Here is a 15,946-nt window from a genome sequence, read left to right as displayed (position 1 = left end):
ATTCCTCCTGCCCGCTGCGTCCTTAAATGTGACTGCTTTTCGCTATGACAAACGGCTTTTTGGAATCGCCCATCAGCGTGACCCCGCGGGACAGGCGAACGTCTTTATCCATGATGACATTTTCGATCACCGCGTTTTCTTCGATCACGCATTTTTGCATCAGGATGGAATTCGAAATGCGGGCCCCCTTGCCTACCTGAACCCCGCGGAAAAGAATGCTGTTTTCGACCTGGCCGGCGATCATGCAGCCATTGGCTACGAGCGAGCTCTTTACATCCGCGCTCTCCTGGTATTTGGCCGGCACCTCATATTTGATTTTGGTGCGGATCGGATTTTCCCGGAACAGGTCTTCATAGTGGTCACGCCGCAGCAAATCCATGCTGTTCGCGAAATAACTTTCAATCGAGTTGATGACGGCGTGATAACCCGTATAAGTATAGGCTCCGATTTTGAGGCGGTCGCGGTTTTCCTGGATCGCGTCGCGGAAAAACTGGTTTTTTCCATGCGCAATGCAGTCCTTAACCAGCTCCAAATATTTATATTTATCCATTATAAACATTTCCATGTATATATTCGGATGATCAAGCTCCTTATGAATGTCCGTCACCCAGCCCTGACCGTCCGTATCGATCCGGAGGCAGGCTTCATGCTCGGGACGGAGCTCCGGCACCGGTTTGTAAATAAGCGTAATGTCGGCGCCGCTTTCCATATGCTGCTGATAAACCTCGCGCAAATTCACTTTGCTGATATGGCGGCTGCCCGAATGCACCATATGGCTGCCGGAGCTGCGGTAGAAGAAGTCCATGTTGTTGTGAACGTGCTGAAGGTCGCCGAGGGAAACATCCGTCGGGTCGTTCCAGTCCGGAGGCAAAATAAACAATCCGCCGTGATTGCGGTCCAGGTCCCAGGACTTGCCTTCCCCCAAATGGTCCATCAGCGAACGGTATTTCCGGCGGACAAACAAGGCAATGTCCACGATTCCCGCGTTGGTCATGTTCGACAGCACGAAATCGATCAGCCGGTATCTCCCGGCAAAAGGAACGGCGGCGCCGCAGCGAAAATAGGTCAGTTCATTTAATTGATCCAGCTCGTCGTCCAGGTTAATGACACCGATCAGCTTTTTCATCGTTTCATCGCTTCCTTTCCGCCATCCGGGCTGTAGGCAAAATCGTCGGAGTGGACAAGCACAATGTCGGCCGCATCCTCGGAACCGATGACGGTCCCGTCCGGAATCACCAGGCTTTCGTTCACGATCGCTTTATGGATGCGGACGTTGCGTCCGATTTTGACTTTCGGATGAATGACGGAATCTTTAATGACGCTGCCTTCTCCCACCTCTACTCCAAAGAACAAGATGGAGCGGCTCACCTCGCCGTTCACGACGCAGCCTTCGTTGATCATGCAGTTGCTGAGCCGGGCATCCGGGGCGATAAACTCCGCCGGCTGGTTGGGGCTTTTCGTATAAATGCGCCAGGCCGGATCGTTCAGATTCAGCTCAGGCTCTTCGCAGAGCAGGTCCATATTGGCTTCCCACAAGCTTTGGATGGTGCCGACGTCCTTCCAGTAACCGTCGAACGGATAAGCGTAAAGCTTCTTTTGGTTCGCCAGCATCAGCGGAATGATGTCCTTGCCGAAATCATACGAGGAGGCTTCCGTCTGTTTGTCTTCGATCAGGAACCGCTTCAGCACCTCCCACTTGAATAAATAGATGCCCATGGAGGCCAGCGTGCTTTTCGGCACCTGCGGTTTCTCTTCAAATTCATAAATGCTTAAATCATCGTTTGTATTTAAAATGCCGAAACGCGTTGCCTCCTGCGCCGTCACGTCTATCACGGAGATGGTGCAGTCCGAGTTTTTTTCCTTATGGAAACGGAGCATTTCATTGTAATCCATTTTGTAGATATGGTCGCCGGAAAGGACCAGCACGTGCTCGGGGTCAAACTGCTCGATAAAATTCAGGTTCCGGTAGATCGCGTCCGCCGTTCCCTGATACCAGCTGCTGCCGTTCTCCCTTTCATGGGGAGGCAAAACGTACACGCCCCCGCCCCTGCGGTCGAGGTCCCAATCGCTGCCTACTCCGATATATGAATGCAGAACCAGCGGTTCGTATTGGGTCAGTACCCCCACCGTGTCTATTCCGGAATGCGTGCAGTTGCTGAGCGGGAAATCTATGATCCGGTATGTGCCGCCAAAATAAACCGCCGGTTTGGCAAGAGATTTAGTTAGCCCTTTCAGGCGTTTCCCCTGTCCGCCGGCTAACAGCATAGCTACGACTTCTTTTTTCATCCTGATTGCGCCTCCTCCAGTTTCTTCAACCCTTCAAACTCTTCCACGAATTCAACCGCTGTTTGCGGTCAAAGATACACCTTCTTCTAAAAATGACTGGGGAGCCTCAAGGTACGGGACTGCCAATACTAATGTTTAACCTTTGCGGAGTTTCGTTAATCGGTAACTAACATTTGAAGAGGCAAGAAAAACTGGTGTTAAAAGAATACTAGAATGGATTGTCATATTCGGCTTGCTGCGCAAATACAATTCATAGAGGACAAGAACTTTGAAAAGCGTAATCGGAGTGTGAATGATGAGTGCTGCTGTGGTTTTGAAACGGTTTTCCCTGATCCTCCCTTTCTCTTTGTTGTTGGCTTGCCTGGTGGTCCTGCTCCCCAAATGGGGGTCCTTGACCGGAAATGCCGAGCTGGCCACCTTTAAAAACCATTTCCTGGGTATATTTCTCGAAGCGGTGCCCTTTATCCTTTTCGGAGCGCTCGCTTCTTCTATGATTCATCTTATCATGCCGGAGGATTTTCTGGCACGCAAGTGGCCGAAAAATCCTTTGGCAGGTATTGCCATGGCTTGTCTGCTCGGGGCCCTGTTCCCCGTATGCGAATGCGGCATGATTCCGCTGGTGAAAAGACTCGTGCAAAAAGGCATGCCCGCTTACACCGCTACCGTTTTCCTGTTGTCCGGCCCCATCGTTAATCCGATCGTTTTCGGGGCAACGGCCCTTGCTTTCCAGGGGCATCCGGAAATGATCTACGCCCGGCTCGGCATCGCCTTGTTCGTTGCGGCCGCAACGGGATTTGTGCTATATCTGGTCGTTCGTAAAAATCCGCTGCGCCATACGCTGGCCGACAGTTCGGGTCACGAGCATGCCGAGGTCAAATGGTTCGGAGGCGGTCATTCGTTCAAGACCAAAACGATTTCGTTGTTCCAGCACGCCTCGGACGATTTTTTGGACGCCGGAAAATATCTCATTATCGGCTGCCTGATCACGGCTGCGCTGCAAACCTTCGTCTCCCGCGATTCACTTGCCGCTTTTGCCAGCGGCCCCGCGGCTTCCTATGCCTTTATGATGGGTCTCGGGTTTGTGCTTTCGCTCTGTTCCACCTCGGACGCTTTTGTGGCTTCCACGTTTATGCATACCTTTTCGCACGGTGCCCTGCTGTCCTTCCTGGTGCTGGGACCGATGCTGGATTTCAAAAACATGCTGATGCTGCTTTCCGCCTTCAAGGCTAAATTTGTTCTGATCCTTATGCTTGTCGTCCCTCCTCTGGTGCTGATCGGATGTCTGCTCGCAGACCGTTTCCTGATCCCTTAAACCAATTATTGCGGAAGGAGGCTCCTTATGAACGCCGCGCCTTCGTCAAAACGCCACCATGCGATACAGGCCGTGCTGCTGCTGGGTTTGGCCTTGTTGATCGGCAGTCTGGTCAAAACCGGTTCCCTTCAATATTATTTGGCTCCGCGCATGGAAAAATGGATGCTGCCCTGCCCGATCCTGCTGGGCCTGATGGCGGTTTTTACCGCCTACCGCGCTATTGCGCCGGACGACGATCCGGTCTGCGGCTGCAGCCATGAGGTGCCCAAATCCTTATTTAAAAGAACCGCCGTCTACGTTTTGTTTCTCCTGCCGGTTGCTTTCGGCGCCTTGTTTCCGAACCGGCCCTTAGGCAGCGCCGCCGCTTCCACCAAAGGATTCTCGCTGACCACCCCGCTTCAGGAGGAGCATGTCAGCAAGGAAAAGGCCGCCCTGAAAGCCGCAGCCGGAGCCGGGACTGGCGGCAAAACGCCGCAAGCGGCGCAAACGGATCAAACCGCTCAAACGGCAACGGAGAAGGTTTCCGTCAAGCCGTCAAAAACGTTTACCGCTCCGGACGAATATAACGAAGAATTCGCCCGGCTTGCCGGTCTTCTGTATGCGGAGCCCGTCATTCAAGTTACGCCGGATATTTATTCAGAAACGATCGGGGCTATCGAGCTTTTTAAGCAGGATTTCATCGGCAAATCTATCTCCCTTACCGGTTTTGTTTATAAAGATGCCGCTGTCGGCAAATCGGCAGACGAATTTGCGGTAGGCCGTTTCCTGGTATTATGCTGCACTGCCGACGCTCTTCCGTTCGGCGTCCTGGTCAAAACCCCGGCTTCTGCCGCGCCGGTCGCCAAGGATGCTTGGATCAAAGTAACGGGGAAAATCAATGTGGAAACCGTCGGGGGACAGGAAGTGCTGCGGATTGACGCCGACCAAATCGCTCCTGAAGCCGAACCTTCCGTTCCTTACGTTTACCCGAGCGCGGATTCCGTTGCCGCGTTTGAACAGGACCATAAAGCGAAATAAGCGAAAGAGGGCGGACGGAGATCTTTCGCAAAAATCCCGGATGTGCCGCAAACGGAGCACTTCCGGGATTTTTGCTGCAAAGCTTTGGAGCTCGGCTTGATAGCCGTCAGATCTGGCTCCGTCCCGTTAAGATCAGTGGGCGGGGCGCTGGACGCCGCTTTGCTTATTTTTCATCTCCACCTGCTCTTCGCGGGTTAATTTGCGCGCTTCGATCCATTTAAGCTGCCCGCGTTCCATTTCCTTAACGGTAAACACATAATTTTTGGAAGAAATCATGCCGCCGGTCACAAGATCGTATTTCCGGGTCAGCATCCAGCCGCCCAGCGTATGGGCTTCCCCGGTTTCCAGGCCGGCATGCAGCCGGTTGTTGATTTCATAGAGCGGCACCTTCGGATTAATCCGGTAGAGACCTTCCTCAAGCTCTATAATTTCTTCTTCGTGAACGCCGGCGTAGGGCTCGTCCCCGATATCGCCGATGATGCTTTCGATAATATCCTCAATCGTGACGATCCCCGTAGTTCCGCCGAATTCATCTTGAAGCACCGCCATTTTAATCCCTTCCTTCTGCATCTTGAGCAGCAGGTTTTGGGCCCGGATCGTATCGATCACATGGATGACGGGTTTGACGAATTGGCCGACCGGCTCCGATCCGTCCGACTGCCTTCGGATATAACTTCCGAGCAGCTCACGGGTATCCACAATCCCTGCGATCCGGTCTTTGTCATGGTCAAGGGTCACCGGATAATACGCGTACCGGGTGCTGTCTTCTTTTTGCAGGAAATCGGATAGACGCATGTCCCGGGGCACCGACTGGATTTCCGTTCTCGGCACCATGATGCCCTGCACCGCCAGCTTGTCGAGCTCAAAAATGTTATTTAAGTAGCGGTATTCAAAAGGATTGATCTGACCGCTTTTGTAGCCCTCGGATAATGCGAGGCGCAGCTCGGCTTCCGTTTGCACCGTTTCGTGCTCTCCAGCCGGCTTTATGCCAAACCACCCGGTGATCAGCCGGGAAGAGCGGCTCAGAAACCAGTTAATCGGATAAGTAAGTTTATAAAAAATGATCAGCGGCCGGCTGAAAAACATCGCCATCGGTTCGGCAAGCTGAATAGCAAAGGATTTGGGTACAAGCTCGCCGACCACAACTTCGAAGAACGTCAGCAGCATAAAGGCAATCAGAAAAGAAACGACCGATTCGACCGAAGCCGGAACGTTCAGCAGCTCGAACAGCGGCGCGAGCAGGTGCTCGATCGTAGATTCCCCGAGCCAGCCCAAAGCCAGCGCCGTCAGCGTGTTGCCCAGCTGGCAGGCCGATAGGTATTCGTCCAGCCTGCTCAGAATGCTCTGCACCGCAGCCGCTTTTTTATTCCCCGCGGCCGCAAGCTGCTCGATCCGGGAGATCCGCACGCGGATCACCGAATATTCGGATGCTACAAAAAAGGCCGTACATAAAATCAGCAAAATGACCACAATCAGTTTAACGATGTCCATTGAAAACTCCTCCCTGGCCTGAAACGGTTCCCGTTAGGCCCGGAGGAACACCTCCCGTCTGCCCATCTTCTGTTTCCTGGTTCCCTGCTTCGGGTTCCTGTTTCCTTATCTGTTTTATACATTACCCGCTTCTTGGCTGTTAACAACGTATAGCTCCTGCGGAAAAGGTGTCTAAAAAATCGGGTTGTGCTTCCGGAGAGACTATAGTACCATTTACGTAGTTTTTGCCAGCCATGACCCATTCAGCTTTTTTGACCGGAGGACCTTATGAATGCGACCTATTTTTAGCCGGCTGAAGGGGAACAGCCGAGGAAGCTTGGCTTTCGAGCCGCTGTTTTTGATCCCTTACAGCATGTTTTCGACTTACGCTACCTTGTATATGTACGAGCTGGGGATAACGGAGACCGCCATTGGGTGGATTACGACCCTCGGTCTGGTGGTTCAGGTGTTTTCCTCTTTGGTAAGCGGGTATTTGACGGACCGGATGGGACGGAAGGGCTCGATTTTGTATTTCGACCTGCTTAGCTGGACCATGGCCACCCTGCTGTGGGCCGTTTCCCAAAACGTCTGGTTTTTCCTGATCGCCGCTTTGCTGAATGGGTTTCAGCGCGTGCCAAACACCGCTTTCTATTGCCTGATCGTCGAGGACTCCAAACCGGAGGACCGGACCTATGTGTTTACGCTGCTGCAAATTATCGGCGTGATCGGCGGTTTGTTCGCCCCGCTGGGCGGCCTGCTTGTGGCACATTACGGGCTTGTTAGCGGCGTCCGGATGATGTATGCGCTTGCTTGCGTCATGATGACGATTCAGTTTGTAGGCCGCCATTTAACGACCCGTGAAACCGAAATCGGGCTTCGGAAAATGCGGGAAACCCGTGAGCTCGGATTTAAAGAGATTTGGCAGGACTACTGGGGTTCGGCCCGGGAGATTTTCCGCAGCAGAAGCCTGCTGCTGATCTTCGGAGTTTACATCCTGTTTAATTTTCAGGCTACGCTCAAAACTACGTACCTGTCCTTGTATCTTGCGGATTATTTACATATCAGCAGCGGCATTATTTCTTTGTTCCCGGCCGTTTCTTCCGCCGTCATGCTGCTGGCCCTATGGCTGATCATGCCAAAAATTTCTTCCTCTGCGGAGACTCGGGCCATGACCGCCGGCTTCTGGCTTTCCGTAGCGTCGAATGTCATGCTTGCGGTCTTCCCGACCGGCAATCTCCTTTGGGTGGGACTCAGCACCGTTTTGTCCGCCGTAGGGCTGATGATCAGCTCGCCTTACCTGGAAGCGGCGGTCCAGAATGCCATTGACGACGAAAAAAGAGCCAAAATGTTTTCCATGCTTTCGGTTTTCATTTTGCTGCTGACCTCGCCGGCCGGCATCATCGGCGGCTGGGCTTACACCATCGATCCGCGCATCCCGCTGTGGCTTGTAACCGCCGCATTTGCCGGCTCGGCGCTGCTGATCCTGTTGTATCGCAGGAGAGCAAGCGCGGAAGCCGCAGACAGGAACACAGCAGCAGCGCCAAAATAAAAACCGGAACGAAAAAACAACCGCCCGGAGCGCTCCAGGCGGTTGTTCGCGTTTCGGTCTTCTTTTTTAACCGCCAGCAGGCTCTTTAGTCCGTTACTCGCAGGCCCACAATGACTAAATCCCGCTCGATTCCGTCCATGTTGGCCACCTTCGGCAGATGGCCCCAGGTTTCAAACCCGAATTTGCGGAGCAAACCAAGGCTTGGCTCGTTATGGCCGAATACAAAACCAAGCAGCGTATGTACCCCGATCTCCGGACATTTGTCGATCGCATGCCGGACAAGGATGCTGCCGAGCCCTTTTGATCGGAATTCTTGGGCTGTGTAAATGCTGATTTCCGCCGTCCCGAGATAAGCCGGCCGGCCGTAGAAAGACTGAAAGCTGAGCCAGGCCGCAATCTGACCATCTATTCTAAGCACCCACAAAGGGCGATGATCCGGACTATGGTGCTCAAACCACGGGATCCGGCTTTCCGCCGTGATCGGCTCCAGATCGGCCGTCACCTGCCGGCCCGCAATCGTCGAGTTGTAGATTTCCACGATCCGTCCCAAATCACCGAGTTCGGCATCTTTGATTTCATAAATAAGTTCTGACATGCTATTCTCCTCCGCTTCACGTCGAAAGGGGGCGTAACCCCGCCTGCTTTGCCTTTGCTGAATTAAATATTTTCAATATATCATAAAACCGCAGCCTCCAGCAGGAAAGTTTGGACCGACCGCCCTCGGGTAATAATAAATGTGCATCGAAACTTCAAAGGAGGAGTTCTTATGACTACTCAGGATCCGAAAGAGTTGTTGAAGCACAAGCAGGAACTGATTCAGCAGAAAGAGGAATTTGCCAGCTTTGCAAGAAGCGTGAGTGAAGACGGGGAAGCGCCTGCGGGACAGGAATTCAGTACCGACCGTCAGGATGACGACCAAAACCGGATGAAAAGCGTGGAGAACCGCAGAACCTGATCGTACAGGGATAAACCTTCCTTCGGGAAAAATAAGCAAACAAAAGGCCGGACCGCAGCATTTGCGGGATCCGGCTTTTTGTTTTGGGAACGAAGACCGGGCTGTTCCTAATCGGCCTCCTCTTTAATGGGACTGCTCTTGCTTCATTTTGCGGAGCGTTTTATTGATCCAGACAGCAGCTATGGCCCCGTCCCCCATAGCTGCGGTGACCAGCTCGGAGTGCACGCCAAGGTCTCCGGCAATCCATACACCGTCCACGTTGGTCATTTTGGAACGGGGATTGGACTCCACATGACGGTTATGATGCAGCTCGATGCCCAGCTGCTCTGCAATTTCAGCATTCACATGATTGCCGCCAAAAGCGATAAATCCCCGCTCCGTCTCCACCAAAGAGCCGTCTTCCAGCATGGCGGCCTGGATATAGCCGTCATTTTCGTGGAGGATCTCCGTCACGGCCTGCTCCATGTAACGAATGCCAGCCTGATGCATCTGGCGGTGTTTCTCTTCATCCACATGCTCTTTCTCGTGGTTAATGTAAATCAAGCTTTCGGCGCGTTCCGCCATCAGCAGCGCCATATTGGCCCCGGGATTTCCCGAGCCGATGACCAGCGTCTTCCGGCCCTCGATTTCATACCCGTCGCAGTCCGGGCATACATACACACTCCGTCCGAAGGTAGGCTCAAGGCCGGGAATGGCCGGATAACGGTCCAGAAGTCCGGTAGCAAGCAGCAGCGTGCGGGCAGCATAGCTTGCCCCTCCGGACCCTGTCAGCTTGAATATCTCTCCTTCCTTCTTCGCCTGCACGATCCGGTCTTCCGTGAATTCCACCCCAAAAGACTCGGCCTGGCGTCTGCCACGGCTCCGCAGTTCTTCTCCGGAAATCCCGTCCGGAAACCCGAGCAGGTTATGGTATTCCCGGCATAACGTCGAACGGCCCTTCCCTGCGTCCACCACCAGAATCTTGTGGGCGGAATAACGGCCAAGCTGAATGGCGGCCTGCAATCCCGCAATGCCTCCCCCGATGATCAAGCAATCATATATCATTTTCTTTCCCTCTCTCCTATACGTCATTACCTGTTCATTAAAGCGTCTTACACCCTATATTTATAAACCCTTGCTTCGTAAGGCCTTAGCTTCAGCTTACTGATTTGTTCTCCCGGAGCCTGCTCATAATTGGAGATCAGCAGCTCCAGCTCCTTGTCCCGCAGGTCGGCCGGCAGCTCGCACGGCGGCTCCTCATCAAAGAAATTAAGCAGCACCAGCAGTCCGTCTTCCTCCAGCGTGCGGGTATAGGCGTATATCTCCGTGTGCAGAGGAAACAGCAGCTTGTACTCTCCGTATACGATGACTTTATGTTCCTTGCGCAAAGCGATCAGTTTGCGGTAATAGTGATAGATGGAATCCGGATCCTTGACGGCCTGGGCCACATTGATTTCTCTATAGTTGTCGTTGACCTTAATCCATGGCCGGCCAGCCGTAAAACCGGCATGCTCCGTATCGTCCCACTGCATCGGCGTGCGGGCATTGTCCCTGCTTTTCCGCTTGATCATCGCCATCAGCTCTTCCTCCGGCACTCCCTCCAATTTCCGCTCCTGATACAGGTTCAGCGTCTCGACATCCCGGTAATCCCCGATGGACGCGAAATCCGCATTGGTCATGCCGATCTCCTCGCCCTGATAAATATACGGCGTCCCTTCCAGCGTATGGATGAAGGTGGCGAGCATTTTGGCGGATTCGACCCGGTATTCGCCGTCATTGCCAAAACGGCTGACCGATCTTGGCTGATCATGATTATTCAGATAATTGGCGTTCCAGCCCTTGCCGTGAAGAACGGTCTGCCACAAGCTCATCACTTTCTTCAAATCCAGCAGATTCCACGCTTTATAATCCCATTTGCCGCTGCCGGGCGACACCGCGTCGAGAAACATATGCTCAAACTGGAACACCATATTCAGCTCCCGCCGCGTATCGCCCACATAATCCAAAGCCTGCTCGGGACCTAGACCCGACGTTTCGCCAACCGTCATGATGTCGTAGAAATAAAGCACCTTATCATTGAGATTCTGCAAGAGGGTATGAACCTTTTCCAGATTGGAAAACATCTCGTAAGCACGGACCGTCTTCGAATTGTCCGGATTCAGGGCGTCGGGAAGGCCTTGGGCTTTTACGATATGGGCAACCGCATCAAAGCGGAAGCCGTCGACCCCTTTTTTAAGCCACCAATGCACCATATTGTGCAGCTCATCGATAACAGTCTGATTTTCCCAATTCAGGTCCGGCTGATGTTTGGAGTATAGATGCAGGTAATATTCATCCGTTTTGTCGTCATACTCCCATACCGAACCGCTGAAGTAGGATTCCCAGTTGTTGGGTGGGCCGTTATTTTTGCCCTTGCGCCAAATATAATAGTCCCTTTTGGGATTATCCTTTGAGGATGCGGATTCGAGAAACCACGGATGCTCGTCGGAAGTATGATTCAGGACGAGGTCCATGACAAGCCTCATCCCGCGGGCATGGATTTCCCGGAGCATCCGGTCAAAGTCTTCCATGGTGCCGAACTCTTTCATAATGTCGCAATAATCGCTTATGTCATAACCGTTGTCGTGGTTTGGAGATTTGTAGATCGGGCATACCCAGATGACGTCTACGCCAAGGTCCTTCAAATAATCCAGCTTGGACGTAATCCCGCGAAGGTCGCCTATGCCATCCCCGTTAGTATCCCGGAAGCTCACCGGATAAATTTGATATACAACGCTTTCCTTCCACCATCTCTCTTGCATCCTTTCTGCCTCCTCCTGCCGACGAACCGCCGGATAGCCTGATCAGGCCGCGGTCCTTGTTTCCGTGTCCCCTCTGAAGAGAGGTGCATGTCTGAAAAGTTAGGGTTCGCATCTCTTCTTATTTTTAACCAGTTCTAGGAAAGCTAATAACTTAAAATCGGCAGGAAGCCGCCGCTGCAAAAAATATAACCGTTAAACACAGCAAAACAAGCCTGCAAAACCGCTGTTTTTATCCAGCGTCCCGCAGGCTTTGCCAAAGACTTGCCATAGAAAGGATTAAGATGAACTTTTAAGTTCCTGCCGATAAGGAATATGGACCAGCACCTCCGTGCCCTTGCCCGGCATGGAATGCAGGGTAACTCCGTAATGGGGCCCATAATAAAGCTTTAACCGCTCATCCACATTCCGGATGCCTACGCCTCCCAGCCTGGACAAGCCTGAAGAATGCTCAAGCCTGCCGGGATCAAAACCCTCCCCATCGTCCTTCACGGAAAATTCAATTCTGCCGTCTTCCGTTTTTGCACAGCCGATACGGATCGATCCGGGACCCTTTTTCTCCCTTATGCCGTGATACACCGCATTTTCGACCAGCGGCTGCAGAATGATTTTCGGAATCGTAATCTCCTTAAGCTCCGGATCGCAGCTGATTTCGTAGGAAAGCTTTTCCCCGTAACGTTCCTTCTGAATAAACAGATATTGGGTCACATGCGCCAGCTCTTTCTCGACGGTAGTAAACTCACTGCCTCCGCTTAAGGACAACTGGAAAAATTCCGCCAAAGCTTTCGTTGTTGCTATGACCCGCTCGGTATCCTGAAATTCGGCCATCCATACAATGGTATCCAGCGTGTTATAGAGAAAATGAGGATTAATTTGACTGTGCAGCACGCTGAGCTCATGCATCCGCAGAGCCCGTTCTTTAGCTTCCTTGTCTTCAAGGAGCTGGCTGATTTCCTGAACCATGACGTTAAAATGCCGGGCCAGTCCCTGGACTTCCGTCACGCCCGTTTCGGGAACGCTGACCGCAAGCCGTCCGTTTTGCACCTGCTGCATGGCTGCCTCCAGCCGCCGGACCGGACGCGTAAGCCCTTTGGCGATCCAAGGCGACGTCAAGAACATGAACAGCAGCAAAGCGGCCGCCACGATCAGAAACGTCCTCAGCAGCTGAGTCCGGATCTGGCGGAGTCCGTCCAGGGAGCTGACCCCAATCAGGGTCCAATCCGTGCCTTCCAGCTTGGTTTGATAAACCAGCCTGTTCTGTTTCTCGTCATACCCCTGCGAGCCTTCCTTCAGATCGATAAGCTCCTGCTTTTTGGAGGCGTTGGTAAAATAAGAAACATCCTTATGGTAAACCACCTCGTTCTGCGCGTTTAGGATGCAGACATATCCTTCGCTTCCGAGATTCAGGCTGTTCAAATTATCTTCAAAACCCTTATAATCTACATCCAGTAAAACAACACCCAGGTTTTGACCGGCATCATCCCGGACTTCCCGGCTCAAAGAAATGACCCAATCGTTTTTGTTCATCGAAAAATTTTGCATCCGAGCGGAAGTCAGAGAGGGCACGCTGCTGTGTACGGCGGCGGCGTACCAAGGCTCCTTCATCATGTCGGAAGAGCGGGTCATATTTAAATTTTTTTCGTTCGACAGCACATAACCGTCTTTGCCGATCACGATTACCGATTTAATGAAAGGGTCCGCGGCCAGCACATTATCTATGGAGACGAGAACGTCCCGCTCTCCGGTTTTGTCCTTTGACGCCAGCGTTCTTTTCGTCAGGGGACTGTCAGCGAGCGTTTGGGCAAGCACTTTAAGGCGGTCCAGGTACATCACGACATAAGTGCCGCCCTTGGAGATCGTCATCTGGCTGGATTCCACGGATTCATGCATAACTACGCGGGATATGCCAGCGTACAGAACGGACCCGGTGATCCCGATCGTCAGGATGCTGATGAGCATATAAATCCAGGAAATGCGAAATTGCAGCGAACGAACGAACAGCTTCATCCTTCTTTAATCCTTTCCCTATATTGAAGCGGCGACATGCCGTATTTTTTTCTGAACGAGGAGCTGAAATAGTTGGGATTATCAAACCCGACTTCTTCGGAAATTTCGTAAATTTTTTTATCGGTAGCCAGCAGCCGAAGCTTGGCCCGTTCCAGTCTTTCGTGTGCCACGTAGTCCTGGAAGGATGCGTTGTATAACCTTTTAAAAAGCGTGCTCATATAACCGGGGCTGTACCCGATTTGCTCCGCCAATACCGTCAGGGAAAACTCCGGATTGGCCAAATTCCTTTCCACGGCCTCATCGATGAGTTTTCTTTCGTTATCCGGCTCGGCTTCCTCTTGCGGGCTTGCGGGTTTGGCATTAAATTCCTTTAACAGGTTAAGCAGTTCTTCCTGCTGGATTTCCCCTTTAAGCTTACGGACCAATTTGCCCAGCACTTCAAACACATCGGCCCGCGAGACGGGTTTTAGCACATAATCGTCCACTCCGAGCTTAAGCGCGGTAACCGCGTAATCATAATAATCGTAGCCGGTAATGATCGCAATTTTGACGGAGGGTTTCATTGCCTTGATTTTTGACGCAAAATCCAGGCCGTTCATTCGGGGCATATTAATGTCAAGGAGCACAAGATCCGGCTTGTGCTCCTGAAAAATTTGCAGCCCCTCTTCCCCGTTCTCCGCCTCGAATATTTCGGCGATGTTCAGTTCTTCGAAAGGCACAAAACGTTTGATTCCATTTCGGATCAACTCTTCATCTTCAACAAGAAGCAGTTTATACATGAAAGAATGAGCTCCTTCGGCTTCATTTTACGACACTGATCAAATCGCCGTAGCCTTCTTTGTCCATGTCGGCTTCAGGTACGAAACGGATCGAGGCGCTGTCGATGCAGTATCTTTTTCCGCCCTTGTCCGCTGGTCCGTCATCAAATACGTGTCCAAGGTGGATATTTCCCGCACGGCTGCGAACCTCGGTCCGAACGAGGCCAAAGCTGGTATCTTTTTTATAATTAACAACCTCAGGAATGATCGGTTTGGTGAAGCTGGGCCATCCGCAGCCCGAATCGTATTTATCCGCACTGGAAAACAGCGGTTCGCCTGTCGTAACATCCACGTAAATGCCTGGATCGTAATTATCCCAGTATTCATTGGAGAATGCATGCTCCGTATCCCCAAGCACGGCTACCTGGTACTGCTCGCTGGTCAGCTTTTTCTTCAGCTCTTCATTGCTGGGTTTCGGATATTTGGCCGGATCGATTTGTACGGTCTGATCCTTCAGGATGCCTAAATCGACGTGGCAGTAACCGTCCGGGTGTTTCTCCAAGTAGTCCTGATGGTACTCTTCCGCCATATAATAGTTGCCGAGCGGCAGCACCTCGGTCACGATCTTTTTGTCGTATTTGGTTTGCTCCGCCGCAACGGCGGCCTGAATGACGGGCAGGTCGTTTTTGTCATCGAAATAAATGCCTGTACGGTACTGAACACCGCGGTCGTTTCCTTGTTTGTTCAGGCTGGTAGGATCAATAACCTTGAAATAATCCTCGAGCAGCATTTTGAGCGATACCCGGGACGGGTCATACGTGACTTTGACGGTTTCCGCGAACCCCCGGTTCCCTCTCTCCACATCTTCATATGTCGGATTTGCTCCCGTGCCGTTGGCATAACCGTTGACGGCGTCGCTTACGCCGTAAATACGAGAGATGTAAGCCTCAATTCCCCAGAAACACCCGCCGGCCAAATAAATCGTACGCAGCTGACTGTGGGAGTAGTCCACTTCTTTATTCGGATTGGGCAAAGAAGCCGTCGTAACACGCGCGCTGCTGTCCAAGGCGCTTCCTGCGGCGGCGGCAACAGTTTCGGCGGCTCCGCTTATTTGATTATAAGGGGAACAAGCCGTAATCGCCATGATAAGAAATAAAACACTTGCTAAACCGGAAAACAACTTGATTCGTTTCATATTCGTCCTCCTTGGAACAAATTCGTTATTATGTTTCTGTAAGGCTAGTGGATCGAATCAATGGTTTGCGCAATCAGATCGTTGGGGTTATGCCCCGGCACGCTTTTTGCCAAAACGCCGTCCGAGCCGATGTAAAAGGAAGTTGGATAACCCCGGACCCCGAATTGTTTGGCCAAAGAACCGCCTTCGTCAAGCAGCACTTCCATGTTGTTGTAGCCACGCTTGGAGAACCAGTCGACAAAATCCTTTTCCGACTGCTCTCCGTTGTACCCGGGACTCACGATGGTCACCACCTTGTAATCATGCGATTCGCCGGAAAGCTGGTTGATTTCATCCAGCCCTGCCAGACAGATCGGGCACCAGGAAGCCCAAAACTTCACATAAACCTTCTCCCCCTTAAAATCGGCGAGGGATACGGAGTTGCCTTTCGTATCCTTAAGGTTGAACTCGGGGGCCGGTTTGCCCTGATTAAGCGGCTGACCTGCCGTCTCTGCAGCGCTTGCCGAACTGTTGAGGGAAATCCCCCCTTGTTTATCGAGCCCTTCCGCTCCGACAAAAACAACCGCCAAAGCGGCGACCGCCGCCGCTCCCCATACCCATTTTTTTCGTTTACCGTTCAT

The 15,946-nt window shown here is 52.2% G+C and carries 14 protein-coding genes; 4 read left to right on the top strand and 10 right to left on the bottom strand.

What is annotated here, in order from left to right:
• Nucleotides 1–22: 22 nt before the first annotated feature.
• Together glgD and AC3ZPD_RS01080 are read right to left on the bottom strand one after the other, a co-directional pair.
• Entirely contained in the window at nt 23–1,126 is a 1,104-nt protein-coding gene (glgD, locus tag AC3ZPD_RS01085) for a glucose-1-phosphate adenylyltransferase subunit GlgD (protein ID WP_490982417.1), read from the bottom strand.
• Nucleotides 1,123–2,286, bottom strand: coding sequence for a glucose-1-phosphate adenylyltransferase (locus AC3ZPD_RS01080; RefSeq protein ID WP_490982416.1), 1,164 nt, complete (start codon nt 2,284–2,286; stop codon nt 1,123–1,125). Before AC3ZPD_RS01080 ends, glgD begins: the two co-directional genes overlap by 4 nt.
• Before the next feature lie 292 nt (nt 2,287–2,578).
• Here AC3ZPD_RS01080 and AC3ZPD_RS01075 point away from each other — a divergent pair, with 292 nt between their 5' ends.
• Nucleotides 2,579–3,598 carry a permease gene (locus tag AC3ZPD_RS01075; protein WP_490982415.1) on the top strand — a complete coding sequence of 340 codons (1,020 nt, stop codon included), beginning with the start codon at nt 2,579–2,581 and terminating at the stop codon, nt 3,596–3,598.
• A gap of 27 nt (nt 3,599–3,625) precedes the next feature.
• Nucleotides 3,626–4,615 carry a TIGR03943 family putative permease subunit gene (locus AC3ZPD_RS01070; RefSeq protein WP_490982414.1) on the top strand — a complete coding sequence of 330 codons (990 nt, stop codon included), beginning with the start codon at nt 3,626–3,628 and terminating at the stop codon, nt 4,613–4,615.
• Between the two features lie 132 nt (nt 4,616–4,747).
• On the opposite strand, the gene AC3ZPD_RS01065 is transcribed toward AC3ZPD_RS01070, so the two are convergent.
• Nucleotides 4,748–6,106, bottom strand: coding sequence for a hemolysin family protein (locus tag AC3ZPD_RS01065; RefSeq protein ID WP_490982413.1), 1,359 nt, complete (start codon nt 6,104–6,106; stop codon nt 4,748–4,750).
• A gap of 271 nt (nt 6,107–6,377) precedes the next feature.
• On the opposite strand from AC3ZPD_RS01065, the gene AC3ZPD_RS01060 reads away from it, so the two are divergent.
• Complete coding sequence (locus AC3ZPD_RS01060; protein WP_490982412.1) at nt 6,378–7,634, top strand: MFS transporter; 1,257 nt, start codon at nt 6,378–6,380, stop codon at nt 7,632–7,634.
• 85 nt (nt 7,635–7,719) lie between these two features.
• Here the strand turns inward: AC3ZPD_RS01060 and AC3ZPD_RS01055 are convergent, their stop codons facing one another.
• Nucleotides 7,720–8,229, bottom strand: a complete 510-nt coding sequence (locus tag AC3ZPD_RS01055; RefSeq protein WP_490982411.1) for a GNAT family N-acetyltransferase — start codon at nt 8,227–8,229, stop codon at nt 7,720–7,722.
• A 171-nt stretch (nt 8,230–8,400) separates the two neighbouring features.
• On the opposite strand from AC3ZPD_RS01055, the gene AC3ZPD_RS01050 reads away from it, so the two are divergent.
• Entirely contained in the window at nt 8,401–8,589 is a 189-nt protein-coding gene (locus AC3ZPD_RS01050) for a hypothetical protein (RefSeq protein ID WP_490982410.1), read from the top strand.
• Nucleotides 8,590–8,712: 123 nt separating this feature from the next.
• On the opposite strand, the gene AC3ZPD_RS01045 is transcribed toward AC3ZPD_RS01050, so the two are convergent.
• The 6 genes from AC3ZPD_RS01045 to AC3ZPD_RS01020 all read right to left on the bottom strand — a co-directional run bounded on the left by AC3ZPD_RS01045 (nt 8,713) and on the right by AC3ZPD_RS01020 (nt 15,946).
• Nucleotides 8,713–9,633 carry an NAD(P)/FAD-dependent oxidoreductase gene (locus AC3ZPD_RS01045; protein WP_490982409.1) on the bottom strand — a complete coding sequence of 307 codons (921 nt, stop codon included), beginning with the start codon at nt 9,631–9,633 and terminating at the stop codon, nt 8,713–8,715.
• A gap of 47 nt (nt 9,634–9,680) precedes the next feature.
• Nucleotides 9,681–11,369, bottom strand: a complete 1,689-nt coding sequence (locus AC3ZPD_RS01040) for a glycoside hydrolase family 13 protein (protein WP_490982408.1) — start codon at nt 11,367–11,369, stop codon at nt 9,681–9,683.
• 276 nt (nt 11,370–11,645) lie between these two features.
• Complete coding sequence (locus tag AC3ZPD_RS01035) at nt 11,646–13,373, bottom strand: cache domain-containing sensor histidine kinase (protein WP_490982407.1); 1,728 nt, start codon at nt 13,371–13,373, stop codon at nt 11,646–11,648.
• A complete protein-coding gene (locus AC3ZPD_RS01030) occupies nt 13,370–14,152 on the bottom strand; it encodes a response regulator transcription factor (RefSeq protein ID WP_490982406.1) in 783 nt (260 codons plus the stop codon). Before AC3ZPD_RS01030 ends, AC3ZPD_RS01035 begins: the two co-directional genes overlap by 4 nt.
• Nucleotides 14,153–14,174: 22 nt before the next feature.
• A complete protein-coding gene (msrB, locus tag AC3ZPD_RS01025) occupies nt 14,175–15,326 on the bottom strand; it encodes a peptide-methionine (R)-S-oxide reductase MsrB (RefSeq protein WP_490982405.1) in 1,152 nt (383 codons plus the stop codon).
• A 44-nt stretch (nt 15,327–15,370) separates the two neighbouring features.
• Entirely contained in the window at nt 15,371–15,946 is a 576-nt protein-coding gene (locus AC3ZPD_RS01020) for a TlpA family protein disulfide reductase (protein ID WP_490982404.1), read from the bottom strand.

This window comes from Paenibacillus mobilis (assembly GCF_058267595.1).
Note: the sequence above shows the minus strand (reverse complement) of the source record. Positions and strands in the feature narration are given on the sequence as shown.

Coding starts and splice junctions, on each gene's coding strand:
- AC3ZPD_RS01035 (WP_490982407.1), bottom strand. CDS start 13,373: ATGAAGCTGTTCGTTCGTTCGCTGCAATTTCGCATTTCCTGGATTTAT.
- glgD (WP_490982417.1), bottom strand. CDS start 1,126: ATGAAAAAGCTGATCGGTGTCATTAACCTGGACGACGAGCTGGATCAA.
- AC3ZPD_RS01075 (WP_490982415.1), top strand. CDS start 2,579: ATGATGAGTGCTGCTGTGGTTTTGAAACGGTTTTCCCTGATCCTCCCT.
- msrB (WP_490982405.1), bottom strand. CDS start 15,326: ATGAAACGAATCAAGTTGTTTTCCGGTTTAGCAAGTGTTTTATTTCTT.
- AC3ZPD_RS01060 (WP_490982412.1), top strand. CDS start 6,378: ATGCGACCTATTTTTAGCCGGCTGAAGGGGAACAGCCGAGGAAGCTTG.
- AC3ZPD_RS01020 (WP_490982404.1), bottom strand. CDS start 15,946: ATGAACGGTAAACGAAAAAAATGGGTATGGGGAGCGGCGGCGGTCGCC.
- AC3ZPD_RS01055 (WP_490982411.1), bottom strand. CDS start 8,229: ATGTCAGAACTTATTTATGAAATCAAAGATGCCGAACTCGGTGATTTG.
- AC3ZPD_RS01080 (WP_490982416.1), bottom strand. CDS start 2,286: ATGAAAAAAGAAGTCGTAGCTATGCTGTTAGCCGGCGGACAGGGGAAA.
- AC3ZPD_RS01065 (WP_490982413.1), bottom strand. CDS start 6,106: ATGGACATCGTTAAACTGATTGTGGTCATTTTGCTGATTTTATGTACG.
- AC3ZPD_RS01070 (WP_490982414.1), top strand. CDS start 3,626: ATGAACGCCGCGCCTTCGTCAAAACGCCACCATGCGATACAGGCCGTG.
- AC3ZPD_RS01050 (WP_490982410.1), top strand. CDS start 8,401: ATGACTACTCAGGATCCGAAAGAGTTGTTGAAGCACAAGCAGGAACTG.
- AC3ZPD_RS01045 (WP_490982409.1), bottom strand. CDS start 9,633: ATGATATATGATTGCTTGATCATCGGGGGAGGCATTGCGGGATTGCAG.
- AC3ZPD_RS01040 (WP_490982408.1), bottom strand. CDS start 11,369: ATGCAAGAGAGATGGTGGAAGGAAAGCGTTGTATATCAAATTTATCCG.
- AC3ZPD_RS01030 (WP_490982406.1), bottom strand. CDS start 14,152: ATGTATAAACTGCTTCTTGTTGAAGATGAAGAGTTGATCCGAAATGGA.